Below are 17,368 nucleotides of genomic sequence, written 5' to 3'. Positions count from 1 at the left end.
CCGACCCTCCACAACCGACGCCCGCGGAACAGCCCCCGTCAGCGGCCAGGGCCCTCGCGACCGACGCCGACAGGACGAGCCCCGTAAGGGGCGCTGGGGGTACCCCCGGCCGAAGGCTGGGGGAGGAACTGCGCGAACAAGCCCCACTCGGCCGCACCCGGAACACGACCCCCGCGGCCCACCGGCCTACCGCCCCCGGAACCCCGTCGGGAACACCCCGCGCCACGCCGCGCCCAACTCGTCCGCCACCGCGTGCGCGACCGTCGGCGCTCCCCGCGCGGCGAACCGCCCCGCGAGCCCGTGCAGATAGGCCGCCACGCTCCCCGCGTCCCGCCCGTCCAGCCCCGACGCCAGCAACGACCCCGCCAGCCCCGACAGCACGTCCCCGCTCCCCGCCGTGGCGAGCCACGACGTCCCCGTCGCGTTCACCCGTACCGCCGCGCCGCCACCGGGCGCCGCCACCAGCGTCGTCGCCCCCTTCAGCAGCACCGTCGCCCGGTAGGCCGCCGCCAGCTCCCGCACCGCCGCCAGCCGGCCGGCCTCGACCTCCTGGCGCCGGACCCCGAGCAGTGCCGCGGCCTCCCCGGCGTGCGGGGTCATCAGCGTGGGCGCCGTGCGAGCGCGTACCGCGTCCCGGTCGGCGAGCCGCAGCCCGTCCGCGTCCACCAGCACCGGCACGTCCGCGTCCAGCACCTCGGCCACCGCCCCGGCGTCCTCCCCGATCCCCGGCCCGGCCACCCACGCCTGCACCCGCCCCGCCTTGCGCGGACCCCCGTCCGACACCAGCGTCTCGGGAAACCGCGCCAGCACCTCGTCCCCGGCGGGCCCCGCGTACCGTACGGCGCCCGCCCCGCCCCGCAGCGCACCCGCGACGGCGAGCACGGCGGCCCCGGGATAGCGGGCCGACCCGGCCGCGATGCCCACCACCCCCCGCCGGTACTTGTCGCTCTCCGCCCCCGGCTCCGGCAGCAGCCGTGCCACGTCCGCGTCCTGCAACGCCTCCAGCTCGGCCTCCTCGGGCAGTTCGAGCCCGATGTCGACCAGCCGCACCGAACCGGCGTACTCCCGCGCCGGATCGACCAGCAGCGCCGGCTTGTGCGTCCCGAAGGTGACGGTCAGGTCGGCCCGTAGGGCCGCTCCGCGCACCTCACCGGTGTCCGCCTCCACCCCGCTCGGCAGGTCCACGGCGACCACGGCGGCCCGCGACCGTGCCACCACGTCGACCAGCGCGGCCGCCTCCGGCCGCAGGCCGCCCGTCCCGCCGATCCCCACGATGCCGTCCACGACGAGATCGGACCGCAGGATCAACTCCTCGGCGGATCCGGCGAGTACGGTCGTGCCACCGGCCCGGCGCAGCGCCGCGAGGCCCTCCGGGTGGGTGCGTTCCGGCGCGAGCAGCACGGCCGCGACCCCGGCGCCTCTGCGTGCCAGCCGTGCCCCCGCGTACAGCGCGTCGCCGCCGTTGTCACCGCTGCCGACCAACAGCACCACCCGGCTGCCGTACACCCGGCCGAGCAGGTCGGCGCAGGCGGCGGCCAGCCCGGCGGCGGCCCGCTGCATCAGCGCCCCCTCCGGCAGCCGTGCCATCAACTCCCGCTCGGCCGCCCGTACCGTCTCCACGCTGTAAGCAGTGCGCATGCCCCGAGTCTCCCCCGGAACCCCCGGGGCGCGCATCCGGCCGCCCCGGTCACCCCTCCGCTCACCCCTCCGCGATCACCACGGCGGAGGCCACCCCGGCGTCGTGGCTGAGCGACACGTGCCAGGACCGCACACCGAGCTCGGCGGCGCACGCGGCCACGCTCCCCTTCACCCGCAACCGCGGCCGCCCGCTGTCCTCCACGCACACCTCCGCGTCCGTCCAGAGCAGTCCCGGCGGCGCGCCCAGCGCCTTGGCCAGCGCCTCCTTGGCCGCGAACCGGGCCGCGAGCGAGGCGATTCCGCGCCGTTCCCCGCTCGGCAGCAGCAACTCCCGCTCCACGAACAGCCGGGCGGCCAGTCCGGGAGTCCGCTCCAGCGACTCTCGGAACCGGTCGATCTCGGCGACATCGATCCCTACCCCGATGATGCTCATCCGGGCACTCTACGATCCGCCCCGCCGTCGACGGCCCGCCCGGCCGCGCCGCCTCACTCCACCGTCACCGACTTGGCCAGGTTGCGGGGCTGGTCGACCTCGTTGCCGCGGGCCGTGGCCAGTTCGCAGGCGAAGACCTGGAGCGGCACCGTGGCCACCAGGGGCTGCAGCAGGGTGGGGGTGGCCGGGATGCGGATCAGGTGGTCGGCGTAGGGGACCACCTGCTCGTCGCCCTCCTCCGCGATGACGATCGTGCGCGCGCCCCGGGCCCTGATCTCCTGGATGTTGGAGACGATCTTGTCGTACAGGACGGACCGGCCGCGCGGCGACGGCACGACCACCACCACCGGCAGGTCCTCCTCGATCAGCGCGATCGGACCGTGCTTCAGCTCGCCGGCCGCGAAGCCCTCGGCGTGCATGTAGGCCAGTTCCTTGAGCTTCAGGGCGCCTTCGAGGGCGACCGGGTAGCCGACGTGCCGGCCCAGGAACAGCACCGTCCGCTTGTCGGCGAGGGAACGGGCGAGGGAACGGACCGGCTCCATGGTCTCCAGGACCCGCTCGACCTCGCCGGAGATGTGCGAGAGGTCCCGGATCACGGCGCTGACCTCGTCGCCCCACTTGGTGCCCCGCACCTGGGCCAGGTAGAGGGCGACCAGGTAGCAGGCCACCAGCTGGGTGAGGAACGCCTTGGTCGAGGCGACCGCGACCTCCGGCCCCGCGTGCGTGTACAGCACGGCGTCCGACTCCCGCGGGATCGTGGAGCCGTTGGTGTTGCAGATGGCGAGGACCTTCGAGCCCTGTTCCCGCGCGTGCCGCAGCGCCATCAGGGTGTCCATGGTCTCGCCGGACTGCGAGATGGCGATCACCAGGCTCCGGGAGTCCAGGATCGGGTCCCGGTAGCGGAACTCGCTGGCCAGCTCGACCTCGCAGGGGATGCGCGTCCAGTGTTCGATGGCGTACTTGGCGATCAGGCCGGCGTGGAAGGCCGTACCGCAGGCGACGATGACGACCTTGTCCACCTCGCGCAGTTCGGCGGCGCCGATGCGGACCTCGTCCAGGGTCAGCGAGCCGTTCGCGTCGATGCGGCCGAGGAGCGTGTCGGCGACCGCCTTGGGCTGCTCGGCGATCTCCTTGAGCATGAAGTAGTCGTAGCCGCCCTTCTCCGCCGCCGACGCGTCCCAGTCGACGTGGTAGGAGCGGACGTCCGCCGGGTCGCCGTCGAAGCCCGTCACCGTCACACCGTCCCGGCGCAGCTCCACCACCTGGTCCTGGCCCAGCTCGATGGCCGACCGGGTGTGGGCGATGAACGCGGCGACGTCCGAGGCGAGAAAGGCCTCGCCCTCGCCGACGCCCACCACCAGCGGGGAGTTGCGGCGCGCGCCCACGACCACGTCCGGGTCGTCGGCGTGCACGGCGACCAGCGTGAAGGCGCCCTCCAGGCGGCGGCACACCAGCCGCATCGCCGCCGCGAGATCGGCCGTCGCGGAGAACTCCTCCGCCAGCAGGTGCGCGACCACCTCGGTGTCCGTCTCGGAGCCCAGGTCGTGCCCGCGCTCCGCCAACTCGGCGCGCAGCGCGGCGAAGTTCTCGATGATCCCGTTGTGGACGACGGCGACCCGGCCCGCGTTGTCGAGGTGGGGATGCGCGTTGGCGTCCGTCGGTCCGCCGTGCGTGGCCCAGCGGGTGTGCCCGATCCCCGTCCCACCGCCGGGCAGCGGCCGCTCCGTCAGTTCCTTCTCCAGGTTGACCAGTTTCCCGGCCTTCTTCGCCGAGGCCAGGCCGCCGTCGGCGAGCACCGCGACGCCCGCGGAGTCGTACCCGCGGTACTCCAGCCGCTTCAGTCCGGCGACCACGACATCGAGCGCCGACTGCGCCCCCACGTATCCCACGATTCCACACATGCCCGGCAGCCTAGGCGCCGCCTCCCGCCCGAACACGGCTCAGCGTGCCCGAAATCGGAAATGATTCCGCCGTTTCCCACCCGGGATCCCCCTCCCGGGCGGCTCCGGCGGGCACCCGCCCCGGCCACGTGACCGACCCCACCCGCCATCCCGTTCAAACTCCGTTAACAATGGAATGTGATCTCTCCGGTCTCCCCGATGCCCCGGAGCGCCCACCGGCACAGGCCGGAGGCGACTCCCTACGTCGACCTCACCCGCTCCGAGTGGAGCGCGCTGCGGGACAAGACGCCGTTGCCGCTGACCGCCGAGGAGGTCGAGAAGCTGCGTGGCCTCGGCGACGTCATCGACCTCGACGAGGTGCGGGACATCTACCTCCCGCTGTCGCGGCTGCTGAATCTGTACGTCGGCGCCACCGACGGGCTCAGAGGCGCCCTGAACACCTTCCTCGGCGAGCAGGGCTCCCAGTCCGGCACCCCGTTCGTCATAGGGGTGGCCGGCTCGGTCGCCGTCGGGAAGTCGACCGTCGCCCGGCTCCTGCAGGCCCTGCTCTCCCGCTGGCCCGAGCACCCGCGCGTCGAGCTGGTGACGACGGACGGCTTCCTGCTGCCCACCGGCGAACTCGAGGCCCGCGGCCTGATGGCCCGCAAGGGCTTCCCGGAGTCGTACGACCGCCGGGCCCTGACCCGTTTCGTCGCCGACATCAAGGCCGGCAAGGACGAGGTCACCGCCCCCGTCTACTCGCACCTCATCTACGACATCGTGCCGGACCGCGAGCTGACCGTCCGGCGCCCGGACATCCTGATCGTCGAGGGGCTGAACGTCCTCCAGCCGGCCCTGCCCGGCAAGGACGGCCGCACCCGGGTCGGCCTCGCCGACTACTTCGACTTCAGCGTGTACGTCGACGCGAGCGCCGAGGACATCGAGCGCTGGTACCTGAACCGCTTCCGCAAGCTGCGCGCGACCGCCTTCCAGAACCCGGACTCGTACTTCCGCAAGTACACCCAGGTCTCCGAGGAGGAGGCGGTCGACTACGCCCGCGGTCTGTGGCGCACCATCAACCAGCCCAACCTGGTCGAGAACATCGCCCCCACCCGCGGCCGCGCCACCCTGGTCGTCCGCAAGGGCCCCGACCACAAGGTGCAACGCCTGAGGCTGCGCAAGCTCTGAGGACCCGTCCGCCGGGAGAGCCGGTAGAAAGGCGTCATGCTGCATCTGCGCCTCATCACCCCGACGGACCGCACGGACGAAGTGGTCCGGCTGATCGAGCGGACGGTGGGCACCGCCCACCTCGTCGTCCTGGCGGGCGCCGCCCGCGATCCCGCCGGAGACGTCGTGATGTGCGACGTGGCCCGCGAGGCGGGCGACGAACTCATCGGCGCGCTCCGGGCGCTGGGCCTCGACCGTACCGGCTCGATCGCGGTCGAGGACATCGGCCTGAGCCTGTCGCGCCGGGCCGACGAGGCCGAGGCGGAGGCGCCGGGCGAGGGCGCGGACGCCGTGCTGTGGGAGGGACTGACGGAGGCGACCCACGAGGAGTCGACCCTCTCGGTCACCTACGTCGCCTTCATCACCCTGGCGACGATGATCGCGGCCTGCGGTGTGGTCCTGGACAACGCGATCCTGATCGTCGGGGCGATGGCGGTGGGCCCCGAGTTCGGTCCACTGGCCGGCATGTGCACGGCGCTGGTGCGGCGCCGCCCCCGCCTGGCCGTGCGCTCCGTCACCGCGCTGCTCGTCGGCTTCGCGGCGGCGATGCTGGTGACGGTCGCCTTCACCTACCTCATGGACGGCCTGGGCCTGTTCTCCAAGGTGCAGCTGGAGGCCGAACGCCCGAACACCAACTTCATCTACCGGCCCGACGCGTTCTCGTTCGTGGTGGCGGTGCTGGCCGGCATCGCCGGCATACTCTCGCTGACCTCGGCGAAGTCGGGAGCCCTCGTGGGCGTCGCCATCTCCGTCACCACGGTGCCGGCGGCGGCGAACGCGGCGGTCGCCTTCGCGTTCACCGAGTACCGCCAGGCCTGGGGCTCGACCGAACAGCTCCTGCTGAACCTGCTGGGCATCGTGCTGGCCGGGACGCTGACACTCGTCGCCCAGAAACTGCTCTGGAAGAGGCCGACCCGAGGGGCTGCACCCCTGTAGGGGCGCGGGGAACCGCGCGACAGGCCGTCGCGGGCCGGCGGGGCCCGCGACGCGCGGGCCCCGCCGGCCCGTACGGAGGCCGGCTATCCCAGGGCGGACTTGACGGCGTCCGCCAGGCGGCCCGCCACCGAGCGGGCCTGCTCGATGTCGGCGGCCTCGACCATCACCCGGACCAGCGGCTCGGTGCCGGAGGGCCGGAGCAGCACCCGGCCGGTCTCGCCGAGCTCCCGCTCGGCCTCGGCCACGGCGGCCGCGAGGTCCCCCGACGTCTTCACCCGGGACTTGTCCACGTCCGGCACGTTGATCAGCACCTGCGGCAGCCGCTCCATCACGCCGGCCAGCTCCCGCAGCGACCGGCCGGTCTGCGCGACCCGCGCCGCCAGCAGCAGCCCGGTGAGCGTGCCGTCACCGGTGGTGGCGTGGTCGAGGACGATGACGTGCCCGGACTGCTCGCCGCCGAGCGCGTACCCGTGCTCCTTCATCTCCTCGAGGACGTACCGGTCGCCGACCGCGGTCTGGACGAGGTGCACGCCCTCCCGTTCCAGCGCCAGTTTGAAGCCGAGGTTGGACATGACGGTGGCGACGACGGTGTCGGCGCGCAGCGCACCGCGCTCCCGCATGTCCAGCGCCAGCACCGCCAGGATCTGGTCGCCGTCGACCTCCTCGCCGGTGTGGTCGACGGCCAGGCACCGGTCGGCGTCGCCGTCGTGGGCGATGCCGAACGCGGCCCCGTGCTCGACGACCGCGGCCTTCAGCTTGCCGAGGTGCGTAGAGCCGCAGCCGTCGTTGATGTTCAGCCCGTCCGGCTCGGCGCCGATCGTGACGATCTCCGCGCCGGCCCGGCGGAACGCCTCCGGCGAGACCCCCGCGGCCGCGCCGTGCGCCTCGTCCAGGACGACCTTCAGCCCGTCGAGCCGGTTCGGGAGGACCGACAGCAGGTGGGCGACGTACTGCTCGGATCCCTCGTCGTACGAGCGCACCCGGCCGACGCCGGAGCCGGTGGGCCGCTCCCAGGGCTCGCCGTGCCGGTGGGACTCGTAGACCGCCTCGATCCGGTCCTCCAGCTCGTCGGCGAGCTTGTGGCCGCCGCGGGCGAAGAACTTGATGCCGTTGTCGGGCATGGCGTTGTGGCTGGCGGAGAGCATGACACCGAGGTCGGCGCCGAGCGCGCCGGTCAGGTGGGCCACGGCGGGGGTCGGGAGGACACCGACCTTCAGCACGTCCACGCCGGCGCTGGCCAGGCCCGCGACCACGGCTGCCTCCAGGAACTCCCCGGACGCGCGCGGATCCCGTCCGACGACCGCCTTCGGCCGGTGGCCCTCGAACGTGCCCGACTCGGCCAGCACGTGTGCCGCCGCGACCGACAGCCCGAGCGCCATCTCGGCGGTCAGGTCCGCGTTGGCGACGCCGCGCACGCCGTCCGTGCCGAAGAGTCGTCCCACTTGTCCTCCTGAAGAAGCGTCCTTGCTGCCAGGAAATGATGGCAGGCGCTTAGTCATGCCATCACACCAGCCTTAGAGCGTCTTGTGTCGTTATACGCCCTTGACCGGGATAAACGAACGCCCCGACGGCACATGTGGCGTGCCGCCGGGGCGTTCGGAGTACGTGCAGAGGCAGCTGGTGACTAGCGCTTGCTGTACTGCGGGGCCTTGCGGGCCTTCTTCAGACCGGCCTTCTTGCGCTCGACCGCACGGTCGTCGCGCTTGAGGAAGCCGGCCTTCTTCAGCGGGCCGCGGTTGTTGTCGACGTCGGCCTCGTTCAGCGCGCGGGCGACACCGAGACGGAGCGCACCGGCCTGACCGGAGACACCGCCACCGGCGATGCGGGCGATGACGTCGTAGCGGCCCTCGAGCTCCAGCACCTTGAAGGGCTCGTTGACTTCCTGCTGGTGCACCTTGTTGGGGAAGTAGTCCTCAAGGGTGCGACCGTTGATCTTCCACTTGCCGGTGCCCGGGACGATCCGGACGCGGGCGATGGCGTTCTTGCGACGGCCCAGGCCGGCGGCCGGCTGCGGGTCGCCGAAACGGGAGGCGAGGGACTCGGAGGTGTACTCGCCCTCGACGGGGACGTCCGTCTCCGTGGTGTAGCTGTCGATGTCGATCTCTTCGAGCGGCTGCTCGGCAGTGGTCTCGGCCACGATGCTCCTCAGATTCTCTTCAGTCTTAGGGGGTGGCCGGACTTACTGCGCGACCTGGGTGATCTCGAACGGAACCGGCTGCTGGGCAGCGTGCGGGTGGTTCTCGCCTCGGTAGACCTTCAGCTTGGAGAGCATCTGACGGCCCAGGGTGTTCTTGGGGAGCATGCCCTTGACGGCCTTCTCGATGGCCTTCTCGGGGTTCTTGTCCAGCAGCTCGTCGTAGCGGACGGAGCGCAGACCACCCGGGTAGCCGGAGTGGCGGTAGGCCATCTTCTGGGTCCGCTTGTTGCCGGACAGGTGCACCTTGTCGGCGTTGATGATGACGACGAAGTCACCGGTGTCGACGTGAGGGGCGTAGATCGGCTTGTGCTTGCCCCGCAGAAGGGACGCGGCGGTGGTGGCGAGACGACCCAGGACGATGTCCTGAGCGTCGATGACGTGCCACTGGCGAGTCACATCGCCGGGCTTCGGGCTGTACGTACGCACTTCGCAGCCTTCTTCTTCAGTGGATGGGTGCTGACACATGGCATCACTGAAGCGATCGTGCAGCTGGGGACGACAGTGCCGGGGACGCTGCCCGTATGCCGCCCACTGGTAACTGCTCCAGGGAACCTAGGTAGAGGCCGCTCCCGTGAGAACGAGCGAGCCAATACACAACGAAGAGGAAGCTTACAAGGACGTCCCCTGACGGGTCAAAACGAGCTCCCGCCGACATCCGGGCGAGCCGTCGCCGACATTGGCGCGAACCCGGGGCACCCGGCGCGGCCGGGATACGCCGTCCTGCCCCCAAAGGTCCACTATCACCCTTCGTACTGTCGCACCGGCACCCCCCGACCCCCGTCTAAGATGCGCCCCATGAGCTATGGGCAGGGGGGACCCCAGTCCCAGTGGGATCCCTGGAAACCGCAGTCGCAGCAGCCCTGGAACGGCGGTGCCGACCAGACTCCGGACTGGGCCGCGCTCGCCGAGGCCTCGGAGACGCGCAACAAGCGGCGCAGAGTGCTGTTCATCGGCGGCGGCGTGGTCGCCACCCTGGCGATCGGCACCGCCGTCGCCATGGCCGTGGTGTCCGCGAACGGCGACAACAACGCCTCCGGCACGCCCAGCAACCTGCCCGCGACCGTCTCCCTGCCGAGCGAGTCGGCGGACACGGCGCCGTCCTTCGCGCCGACCAGTGCGCCGCCGCCGCTGGATCCCGAGGACTTCATATCCAGCGCGAAGAAGGACACGGCGCCGCTCAGCGTCGAGACCTTCTTCCCGGGCACCCAGCTGACCATGGGCGAGACGGTGTACAAGAAGGGCGCCACGGCCGACACCAAGAAGTGCGCCACGGCCGCCAAGGGCACCCTCCCGAACGTCCTCACCAAGAACCGCTGCACCCAGGTGATGCGCGTCACCTACTTCAAGGACGGCATCGCGGTCACCGTCGGCGTGGCGGTCTTCGACACCGAGGCGCAGGCGGCCAAGGCCAAGACCGAGGCCGACAAGAAGGGCTTCGTCAGCGCGCTGGCCGGCAAGGGCGCCAAGGCGTTCTGCGCCTCCGGCGTCTGCCGTACGACGACGAACTCCGTCGGCCGGTACGCCTACTTCACCACCACCGGCTTCCTCAACGGCAAGGACGTCACCACCAAGGACACCAAGGTCTTCCGGACCGGTGACGACCTCGCCGAGTTCACCTTCCGGCAGATCCGCAGGCGGGGCGAGGCACAGGCCTCGGCGGCCGCGAACCGGTGACCCGGCCACGGGGCGCGTGAGCCCCGCGGCGGGAGTCCGGCCGGCGCCGTCCGAGGACGCCGGCGGCCGGACTCCGCCGGTCAGGAACGCCCGGGCAGCGTGTCGAACCAGCCCACGCCGTCGCCCTGGAACCCGGCGGCGGCCTGCTCGGCCTGCTTCGTGCTGAGCTTCCGGCCGGACTGGTAGTAGAGCCAGTCGACCTTCATGTCCCAGGCGCGGTCTCCGGTGAACGGAAGATCCACGAACCAGGTGTTGAAGTTGATCGCCATGTCGGCACGCGGGGAGTACTCCGGGCCGCTGCGGTAGAGCACCTTGCCGTCGGCGCTGTAGGTGACGGAGTCCTTGTCTACCGTCATCACCATGGTGTGCCAGCCGGCCAGGCTCCTCTCCGTCTTGTCGGTGACCCGGTCGCCTTCCTTGGCGTTGCGCCAGGTGGTGGTGTCCAGCTTGGGTCCGAGCGCGCCCCACCCGCCGTTCGGCATGTACTCGTTGTCCAGTTCGGAGTACTTGTCGCCCGAGCCGCCGATGGTGAAGAACGTCTGGTTGACGTGGTCGCCGTTCTCGCCGGTCGTCGGGGCGTCCGTGAAGTGGATGCGGGCCGCGTAGGTGCCGGTGCGGACCTTCGCCTCCTTCATGCCGAGGGCGGCCTGTTCGGTACCGGCCCTGGTGCCGTCGGTGGCGGCGCGCAGGTTCAGGACCTGGCCGCCGAGCGCCCCCTTGTCGGCGGGGAAGGTGACACCCTTCGCCGTCCAGGTGTCGTCGATACCGGGGCCGCCCTCACTGGTCCGCACCAGCCAGCCGTGCCGGAACAGCGCGGGGTCCTTCGCGTCGCGGTAGTCGAAGTCGTCGAAGAGCCCGCCGTCGGGCAGCTCGGGCGCGGACCTGGTCTCCGGTGCGGCGCTCGCTCCGGCCCCGGTGCCCCCGGGCTGATCGCCCCACACCAGGACGCCGCTCCGGTAGGCGGGGATCCGCCCCGACTTCTGGTACGTCCGCTTCGAGGCGTCGTAGGACCAGTCGCCGGTCTGCCGGACCGGCCGGTGGTCGGTGCGGTAGAGCTGGATCTCCAGTCCCTCGCTGTTCGCGCCGGGCCTCAGCACGCCCGCACCGCCGGTGAAGCCGAGCTCCAGATAGTGGTCGGCCCCCTCCTGCGGCGTGTCCATGGCGACCACGGTGCCCGTGAGGTTGGAGCAGCCGACCGCCGCCTGCACGCAGTTGTAGCCGTACGCCCCGGCCCCGTCGGCCGTGAAGTAGTACCGCAGGGTGACCTCGCTGAGCGGCACGGCCCGGTCGGAGGTGTTGAAGACCTCCAGCCACGGCTGGGCGCTGTCGGCGTCGGCCGCGGTCTGCGTCCGGTAGCGGACGGTGAGATCCGGCTGCTCCGGGTGGAAGTGGTCCCACACCGGCCTGGCGGCGAAGGTGCCGCCGGCCAGGACGGCCAGCACGAGCAGGACCTTGAGAGCACGCGCTGTGCCACTGCGACTACGGGGCTGACGGCGGGACGCCACGGGAGGACTCCTTCAGATTGCGGACCGGATCCGACGACAAACGGGCCGACTCCCGACCGGCGTGAAGGGTTGTACGTGGTTTCACGTGACAATTACAACTGTGTTTGAAACGTGAACGAATGTGTGGACGCTGTTAGCCTCCTGACCTCGACATATACCGAATGACTGTGCGCTTGAGCTGGGGGGCTTTGTAGCGCCGGGGGGTAGTAGTGCTGTGAACCGAATCTCCACAGTCGATCTCGTGATCATCGGGCTCGGCTACGTAGGGCTGCCCCTCGCGCGGGCGGCAAGCGCTTCCGGTCTGACGGTCGTCGGCCTGGACCGCAGCGAGGCGGTGGTGCGGGGGCTGTCCGCCGGCTCCTCGCACGTCGACGACATCAGCGACGCCGACGTACGCACCATGCTCGACCAGGGCTTCCGCGCGGTGAACTCGCCCGAGGTCATCGCGGACGCGGCGGCCGTCGTGATCTGTGTGCCCACCCCGCTGACCGAGCACGGCGCGCCCAACCTCGGCGCGGTCAACGCGGCCGTCGAGGACATCGCCGCCCATCTCCGCCCGGGCACCCTGGTGGTCCTGGAGTCCACGACGTACCCGGGCACCACCGACGAGGTCGTCCGGCCCCGCCTGGAGGCCGGCGGCCTGAAGGCCGGCACCGACTTCTACCTCGCCTTCTCCCCCGAGCGCATCGACCCGGGGAACCCGACCTACGGCCTGGAGAACACGCCCAAGGTCGTCGGCGGCACCACACCGGACTGCGCCAAGGCGGCCCGCGCCCTGTACGAGCGCTTCGTGGGCAGCGTGGTCGAGGCCAAGGGCACCCGCGAGGCCGAGATGGCCAAGCTGCTGGAGAACACCTACCGGCACGTGAACATCGCGCTGGTCAACGAGATGGCGATGTTCTGCCGGGAGATCGGCGTCGACCTCTGGGACGCCATCGGCTGCGCCTCCAGCAAGCCGTTCGGCTTCGCGCCCTTCTACCCCGGCCCCGGCGTCGGCGGCCACTGCATCCCGATCGACCCGAACTACCTCTCCTACAAGGTGCGGTCCCTCGGCATCCCGTTCCGCTTCGTGGAGCTGGCCCAGGAGATCAACCAGCGGATGCCCGCCCACGTCGTCTCCCGCGCCGCCGACCTGCTCAACCAGCAGGGCCGGCCGATCCGCGGCTCCCGCGTCCTGCTGCTCGGTGTCACCTACAAGCCCGACATCTCCGACCAGCGGGAGAGCCCCGCCGTGGACGTTGCCGAACTCCTGCTGGCACGCGGCGCCGACCTCGCCTACTACGACCCGCGCGTCACGGAGTGGACCGTCGGGGGCACCGGGGTGCCCCGCGTCGAGGACTACCTCGCCGGCGCGTCCGAGGCCGATCTGACCATCCTGCTCCAGCAGCACAGCGAACTCGACCTGGGCACGCTGGCCGACCACGCCCGGCTGCTCTTCGACACCCGCGGCAAGTCGGCCGACCACCCCCAGGTGGTCAAGCTGTGACCGACATCTACGTCCAGGGGGCCGTCGACTCCGACGGCTCCCGCCGGCACCGGCGACGACGGCACCTGAAGGTCTCGTACCTGTTCTTCCTCGCCATCGCCGCCGTGATCGTCACCAAGCTCGACCCGAACACCCTCCACCCGTACTCCTACGGCGCGCTGGCCCTGCTCGCGCTGAAGATGTTCGGCGCGCTCTTCTACCGGCCCGCCAAGGCGGACCGCGAGGAACTCCTGCTCCTCGACAACTCCTGGGTCACCGCGGTCATCCCGATCTACAACGAGGACCCGGTGATGTTCGAGCAGGGCATGCGCAGCCTCCTCGCGCAGAGCCGGCTGCCCAACGAGATCCACATCATCGACGACGCCAGCGCCGACTCCTCCGGCATCAGGGCGGCGAAGAAGCTGCGCCGCGAGTTCGAGGCGCAGGGCGTGAAGTACACGGTCAGCGTGCAGCCGGAGAACAAGGGCAAGCGCGAGGCGCTCGCCCTCGGCTTCGAGGCGGCGCCCTACTCGGACCTGTTCCTGTGCGTGGACTCCGACACGATCCTGTCCCGGGACACGGTCCGTGAGCTGCTGCTGCCGATGGCCGACCCGAAGACCATGGCCTCCACCGGCATGGTCCTCGCGCTCAACCACGACAGCAACATCTTCACGCGCCTGCAGGACCTGCGGTACGGCAACTCGTTCCTGTTCGAGCGGGCCGCGTACTCCCGGCTGAAGTCGGTCCTGTGCTGCTGCGGCGCCCTGTCGGTGTACCGCGGCACACTGGTGCGCAAGTACCTGCCGGACTTCCTGAACCAGCAGTTCCTCGGCAAGCCCGCCGTCTTCGGCGACGACCGGCGCATGACCAACTACTGCCTGATGGAGGGCCAGGTCGTCTTCCAGGAGACGGCCGTCGGCTACACCGCGGTCCCCGAGAAGCTCCCGCACTTCCTGCGCCAGCAGGTCCGCTGGAACAAGTCCTTCTTCCGTGAGTCCCTGTGGGCCTTCACCCACCAGAAGAAGTACCGGCCCGCCTTCTGGCTGACCTGCATGGAACTCGCCCTGTGGCTGATCTTCGGCTCGGCGATGTTCTACTCCATGGTCATCCTGCCGATCATGCAGCCCGCGCGGTTCGTCAACCACCTCGGCGACTACCTGGTCTTCATGGTCCTCATGGGCTACCTGCGCAACGTCCGGTACCTGGACTTCCCGCGCCGCGGCATGGGCTTCGTCAGACGCTTCGGCATGTTCCTGCTGGCCCCGCTGTACGGCGTCATCCAGTTGGTGCTGCTGACCCCGCTGCGCTTCTACGCGCTGCTCACCCTGCACAAGGGAAGCTGGGGCACCCGTCAGGGCGGCGTCGAGGTGTCCGTGGCCGGCGACCACGAGCAGGACGTCTCGGCGGTCTACGAGGAGGAGGACGAGTACTCCTCCCAGCAGGTCTCCTCGACCATCGAGATGATGCGCCTGGAGGGCATCGCCCTGGCCCGCACGGCCCCGCACGCCGCGCCGCGCCACCCGGGCGGCCCGGCGCAGGCCTACCCCGGGCACACCCAGGGCGAGTTGCGGGACATGGGCCGCAACGCGCCTCAGCAGCAGGTCGCGTGGAGCGGCGCGGGGCACCAGGGGCACGCGCCGCAGCCCGCCCAGCCCGTCCAGCAGCCCGGCCACGGCGTACCGCAGTACCAGCAGCCCTACGCCGACCAGGTGTCCTACGCCTACCCCCAGCAGGGGTACGACCAGGGACAGGGCCCGCGGCCGTACGTCCAGCAGCAGCCCCACCCCGAGCAGCAGCAGCCGCAGCCGCAGCCCTGGAACCCGCCGCACGAGCAGTACGGCGGGCACGGCGAGCACGGCGACCAGCACGGCGGGCACGGCCGGCACGGTCACCCCGCTCAGCACGACGACGGCTGGTTCGGCGGCCACCGCTGACGGTCAGCCGTAGTACGCCATCGCCTCCTGGACGGTGAGCACCGTGATCCCCCGGTCCTGGATCCCCGTCATCAGCTGACGGAGACCGGCCAGGCTGATCTCGGTGCTCGCCACCGGCGTTCCCGTCACCACCTTGTGGAGGCACAGGACGAGCCAGCTGCCGCTGCGGGCACAGCGGTCCAGGGCACCCCCCGTGCCGGTCACGCCGGCCAGGGCCGTGCCTCCGACACCCGTCCCGTCGGTGATGCCGGTCACCGCCTTGAGGCGATAGGGCATGGCCGGCGCGTAACTCTCGACCGTCTCGGAAATGATCGAACGGGCCGTGGTGAAGTGGCGCGCGGCCAGCAGGTCCACGGGAACCCCGTCGGTGGTCTTCTGGAATTCGCCGTGCGGATAGGCGAAATGCTCGCTGGTGAATCCATTCCCGACGAGCCATTCCCGGAGCTTGCGGAAATCGTCGTCGGCCTGTTGTGCGGTCAGCGCGGGATATCCCGCCGTGTGCACCGCGTCGGCGTAGGCGTGCCCGGCCATTTCCCAGCCGGAGAAATCCTGCAGGGACCGCATCTGCGCGATGTTCACGAAGCCGCCGGTGCCGACCGCCTCGGCGATGTTGTAGAGCGTGCCCGGCATGCCGAGGGAGTCCATGACCGGGCGGGCGAGATCGTGGACCGACACCTGCGAGTCGTCGAAGGTCACGGAGACCACACCCTTGGGGAACACCGACGTGGTGTCCGGCACCAGCTCGACGGCCTGCAGGTTGTACGTCACCGGGGCCCCGGCGTCGTCGTAGACGGCGAACGACATGTCGGTGAAACCCGACCGCACCGACGGGTCGCCGGACGCGGAGAGCGTGTAGGCACCGGACGCGGCGGACACGTCGGCCCACTGCAGGTGCACCGTCACCCACTCCCCGGACTGCACGTATTCGGCCGGGTTCGCGGTACGGGTGTGGACCCGCCAGCTGTAGAAGTCCTTGAGGCCGCCGCGCCCGAGGTAGAAGACGACCTTGCCGAGGTGGGTGACGTCGGTGACCCGGAAGACCAGCCGGATCATCCTGCCGGTCAGGTCCATGGGGGCCATGCCCGTCCTGCGGACGGACGACTGGACGCCGGTGCCCGTCGTCGTCACCCGCACCGAGGAACTTCCCCGGGTGAACACGGCGGTGTCCACCGGGTTCGACGAGGCGGTGCCCGCACCCTGGGCCGACCAGCCGTGACCGGCCTGGAACTGCTGGCTCCAGGTCGCCCGGCGAAAGCGCGGCCGCCGGCCGGTGGGGGCGAACGGCGGCACCGCCAGACCGTCCGAGGGGGCCGCGCCCGCCGTGGCGGGCGGCATGCCCAGCGCCCCGGCCGTGGCCAGACCCCCCAGCCCCATGACCCGCAGTGCGGAACGCCGTCCGAACGACCCGGAATTCCTGCCGCCGTCACTCAAAGCCTTTTCCCCTCCCACCCCATGCACAACACCAGCCCCCGCATTGATGAAACGTAATTCGGGTGCCCGATACAAGTGGTACGAGGGTAAAAAGAGAGACAACGGAAGGGGCCGGCGCCAACGGCCCTGAGCGGTTTTCAGCAGTACGGACGGGACCGGGAATTCCCACCCGGTCTCAGTGCACCTGCCCCCGCACCCGCCGCGCCTGCCGCTGCCGTTCGAGCAGTTGGTCGGCCGCCGGGTACGCGACCTCCTCCAGAGTCAGCCCGTGCGGTCGTACGACGTGCACGGCGCTGTCCCGCACGCCCGCGTCCAGCACCTTCCGCGGCCACTCCACACCCCGGTGCCCGTCGCCGACGAACAGCAGCGCGCCGACCATGGACCGCACCTGGTTGTGGCAGAAGGCGTCCGCCCGCACCTCGATCTCGACGACCCCGTCCCCGCGCCGGCTCACCCCGAAGCCGAGGATCTCCCGGATCGTCGTCGCGCCCTCGCGCTTCTTCGCGTACGCCGCGAAGTCGTGCTCCCCCACCAGCGACTTGGCGGCCGTGTCCATCACGGCCACGTCCAACTCCCAGTCGTGCCACAGCACATGGCCGCGCAGCAGCGGATCGACGCCGCCCGGCCGGTCGCCGACCCGGTAGACGTACCGCCGCCACAGCGCCGCGAACCGCGCGTTGAACCCGGCCGGCGCCTCCTGGAGCGTCCACACCCGAACGTCCTTCGGCAGCCGCCCGGCGAGCCGCTTCAGCAGCTTCTCCCGCTGCTCCTCCCACACCCCGGCCGGCAGATCGACGTGCGCCACCTGGCCCCGCGCGTGCACCCCGGCGTCCGTCCGCCCGGCGACGGTCAGCTCGTACGTCGTCTCCTGCGACCGGGTGACGACCCGCAGCGCGTCCTCGATCTCCCCCTGGACGGTCCGCTTCCCACCGGCCTGCTTGGCCCAGCCGTGGAACCCGCTCCCGTCGTACGACAGGTCGAGACGGACGCGGACGTAACCGGGCTGCACTTCGTCACTCACGGAAGATTCCTCTCAGGCACCAAAAAA

The 17,368-nt window shown here is 71.0% G+C and carries 14 protein-coding genes; 5 read left to right on the top strand and 9 right to left on the bottom strand.

What is annotated here, in order from left to right:
• Positions 1 to 186 precede the first annotated feature (186 nt).
• From ACFY3I_RS28145 to glmS, 3 genes are all read right to left on the bottom strand, one after another.
• A complete protein-coding gene (locus ACFY3I_RS28145) occupies positions 187 to 1,638 on the bottom strand; it encodes an NAD(P)H-hydrate dehydratase (RefSeq protein WP_390863666.1) in 1,452 nt (483 codons plus the stop codon).
• Positions 1,639 to 1,699: 61 nt separating this feature from the next.
• A complete protein-coding gene (locus ACFY3I_RS28140; protein ID WP_365283762.1) occupies positions 1,700 to 2,071 on the bottom strand; it encodes a holo-ACP synthase in 372 nt (123 codons plus the stop codon).
• A gap of 53 nt (positions 2,072 to 2,124) precedes the next feature.
• Positions 2,125 to 3,972, bottom strand: coding sequence for a glutamine--fructose-6-phosphate transaminase (isomerizing) (gene glmS / locus ACFY3I_RS28135; RefSeq protein ID WP_390863664.1), 1,848 nt, complete (start codon positions 3,970 to 3,972; stop codon positions 2,125 to 2,127).
• Between the two features lie 198 nt (positions 3,973 to 4,170).
• On the opposite strand from glmS, the gene coaA reads away from it, so the two are divergent.
• Both coaA and ACFY3I_RS28125 read left to right on the top strand, forming a co-directional pair.
• A complete protein-coding gene (gene coaA / locus ACFY3I_RS28130) occupies positions 4,171 to 5,139 on the top strand; it encodes a type I pantothenate kinase (RefSeq protein ID WP_365283758.1) in 969 nt (322 codons plus the stop codon).
• 36 nt (positions 5,140 to 5,175) lie between these two features.
• Positions 5,176 to 6,114, top strand: coding sequence for a DUF389 domain-containing protein (locus ACFY3I_RS28125; protein WP_390863662.1), 939 nt, complete (start codon positions 5,176 to 5,178; stop codon positions 6,112 to 6,114).
• 83 nt (positions 6,115 to 6,197) lie between these two features.
• Here the strand turns inward: ACFY3I_RS28125 and glmM are convergent, their stop codons facing one another.
• The 3 genes from glmM to rplM form a co-directional block, all read right to left on the bottom strand.
• A complete protein-coding gene (gene glmM / locus ACFY3I_RS28120) occupies positions 6,198 to 7,556 on the bottom strand; it encodes a phosphoglucosamine mutase (RefSeq protein ID WP_390863660.1) in 1,359 nt (452 codons plus the stop codon).
• Positions 7,557 to 7,738: 182 nt separating this feature from the next.
• Positions 7,739 to 8,251: a 30S ribosomal protein S9 gene (rpsI, locus tag ACFY3I_RS28115; RefSeq protein WP_365283752.1), complete on the bottom strand. Its 513-nt coding sequence runs from the start codon at positions 8,249 to 8,251 to the stop codon at positions 7,739 to 7,741.
• A gap of 42 nt (positions 8,252 to 8,293) precedes the next feature.
• Positions 8,294 to 8,737, bottom strand: a complete 444-nt coding sequence (gene rplM / locus ACFY3I_RS28110) for a 50S ribosomal protein L13 (protein WP_351933140.1) — start codon at positions 8,735 to 8,737, stop codon at positions 8,294 to 8,296.
• 369 nt (positions 8,738 to 9,106) lie between these two features.
• Here rplM and ACFY3I_RS28105 point away from each other — a divergent pair, with 369 nt between their 5' ends.
• The gene (locus ACFY3I_RS28105; RefSeq protein WP_365283750.1) at positions 9,107 to 9,985 is read left to right on the top strand and encodes a hypothetical protein; all 879 of its coding nucleotides are present in this window, start codon (positions 9,107 to 9,109) and stop codon (positions 9,983 to 9,985) included.
• A gap of 80 nt (positions 9,986 to 10,065) precedes the next feature.
• On the opposite strand, the gene ACFY3I_RS28100 is transcribed toward ACFY3I_RS28105, so the two are convergent.
• Positions 10,066 to 11,490 carry a cellulose binding domain-containing protein gene (locus tag ACFY3I_RS28100; protein WP_390863659.1) on the bottom strand — a complete coding sequence of 475 codons (1,425 nt, stop codon included), beginning with the start codon at positions 11,488 to 11,490 and terminating at the stop codon, positions 10,066 to 10,068.
• Between the two features lie 214 nt (positions 11,491 to 11,704).
• On the opposite strand from ACFY3I_RS28100, the gene ACFY3I_RS28095 reads away from it, so the two are divergent.
• Both ACFY3I_RS28095 and ACFY3I_RS28090 read left to right on the top strand, forming a co-directional pair.
• Entirely contained in the window at positions 11,705 to 12,976 is a 1,272-nt protein-coding gene (locus tag ACFY3I_RS28095) for a nucleotide sugar dehydrogenase (protein WP_390863658.1), read from the top strand.
• Positions 12,973 to 14,889: a glycosyltransferase gene (locus tag ACFY3I_RS28090; protein WP_390863656.1), complete on the top strand. Its 1,917-nt coding sequence runs from the start codon at positions 12,973 to 12,975 to the stop codon at positions 14,887 to 14,889. Before ACFY3I_RS28095 ends, ACFY3I_RS28090 begins: the two co-directional genes overlap by 4 nt.
• A gap of 3 nt (positions 14,890 to 14,892) precedes the next feature.
• Here ACFY3I_RS28090 and ACFY3I_RS28085 read toward each other — a convergent pair whose 3' ends face one another.
• The gene (locus ACFY3I_RS28085) at positions 14,893 to 16,263 is read right to left on the bottom strand and encodes a polysaccharide deacetylase family protein (RefSeq protein ID WP_390863654.1); all 1,371 of its coding nucleotides are present in this window, start codon (positions 16,261 to 16,263) and stop codon (positions 14,893 to 14,895) included.
• A gap of 232 nt (positions 16,264 to 16,495) precedes the next feature.
• Positions 16,496 to 17,341, bottom strand: coding sequence for a tRNA pseudouridine(38-40) synthase TruA (gene truA / locus ACFY3I_RS28080; RefSeq protein WP_390863652.1), 846 nt, complete (start codon positions 17,339 to 17,341; stop codon positions 16,496 to 16,498).
• Between the last annotated feature and the right edge of the window lie 27 nt (positions 17,342 to 17,368).

Source organism: Streptomyces sp. NPDC001068 (assembly GCF_042897315.1).
GTDB lineage: Bacteria > Actinomycetota > Actinomycetes > Streptomycetales > Streptomycetaceae > Streptomyces.
Note: the sequence above shows the minus strand (reverse complement) of the source record. Positions and strands in the feature narration are given on the sequence as shown.

Excerpts from the sequence above, each read along its gene's own strand:
- ACFY3I_RS28145 (WP_390863666.1), bottom strand. The coding sequence starts at position 1,638 with ATGCGCACTGCTTACAGCGTGGAGACGGTACGGGCGGCCGAGCGGGAG.
- ACFY3I_RS28140 (WP_365283762.1), bottom strand. The coding sequence starts at position 2,071 with ATGAGCATCATCGGGGTAGGGATCGATGTCGCCGAGATCGACCGGTTC.
- glmS (WP_390863664.1), bottom strand. The coding sequence starts at position 3,972 with ATGTGTGGAATCGTGGGATACGTGGGGGCGCAGTCGGCGCTCGATGTC.
- coaA (WP_365283758.1), top strand. The coding sequence starts at position 4,171 with ATGCCCCGGAGCGCCCACCGGCACAGGCCGGAGGCGACTCCCTACGTC.
- ACFY3I_RS28125 (WP_390863662.1), top strand. The coding sequence starts at position 5,176 with ATGCTGCATCTGCGCCTCATCACCCCGACGGACCGCACGGACGAAGTG.
- ACFY3I_RS28105 (WP_365283750.1), top strand. The coding sequence starts at position 9,107 with ATGAGCTATGGGCAGGGGGGACCCCAGTCCCAGTGGGATCCCTGGAAA.
- ACFY3I_RS28085 (WP_390863654.1), bottom strand. The coding sequence starts at position 16,263 with ATGGGGCTGGGGGGTCTGGCCACGGCCGGGGCGCTGGGCATGCCGCCC.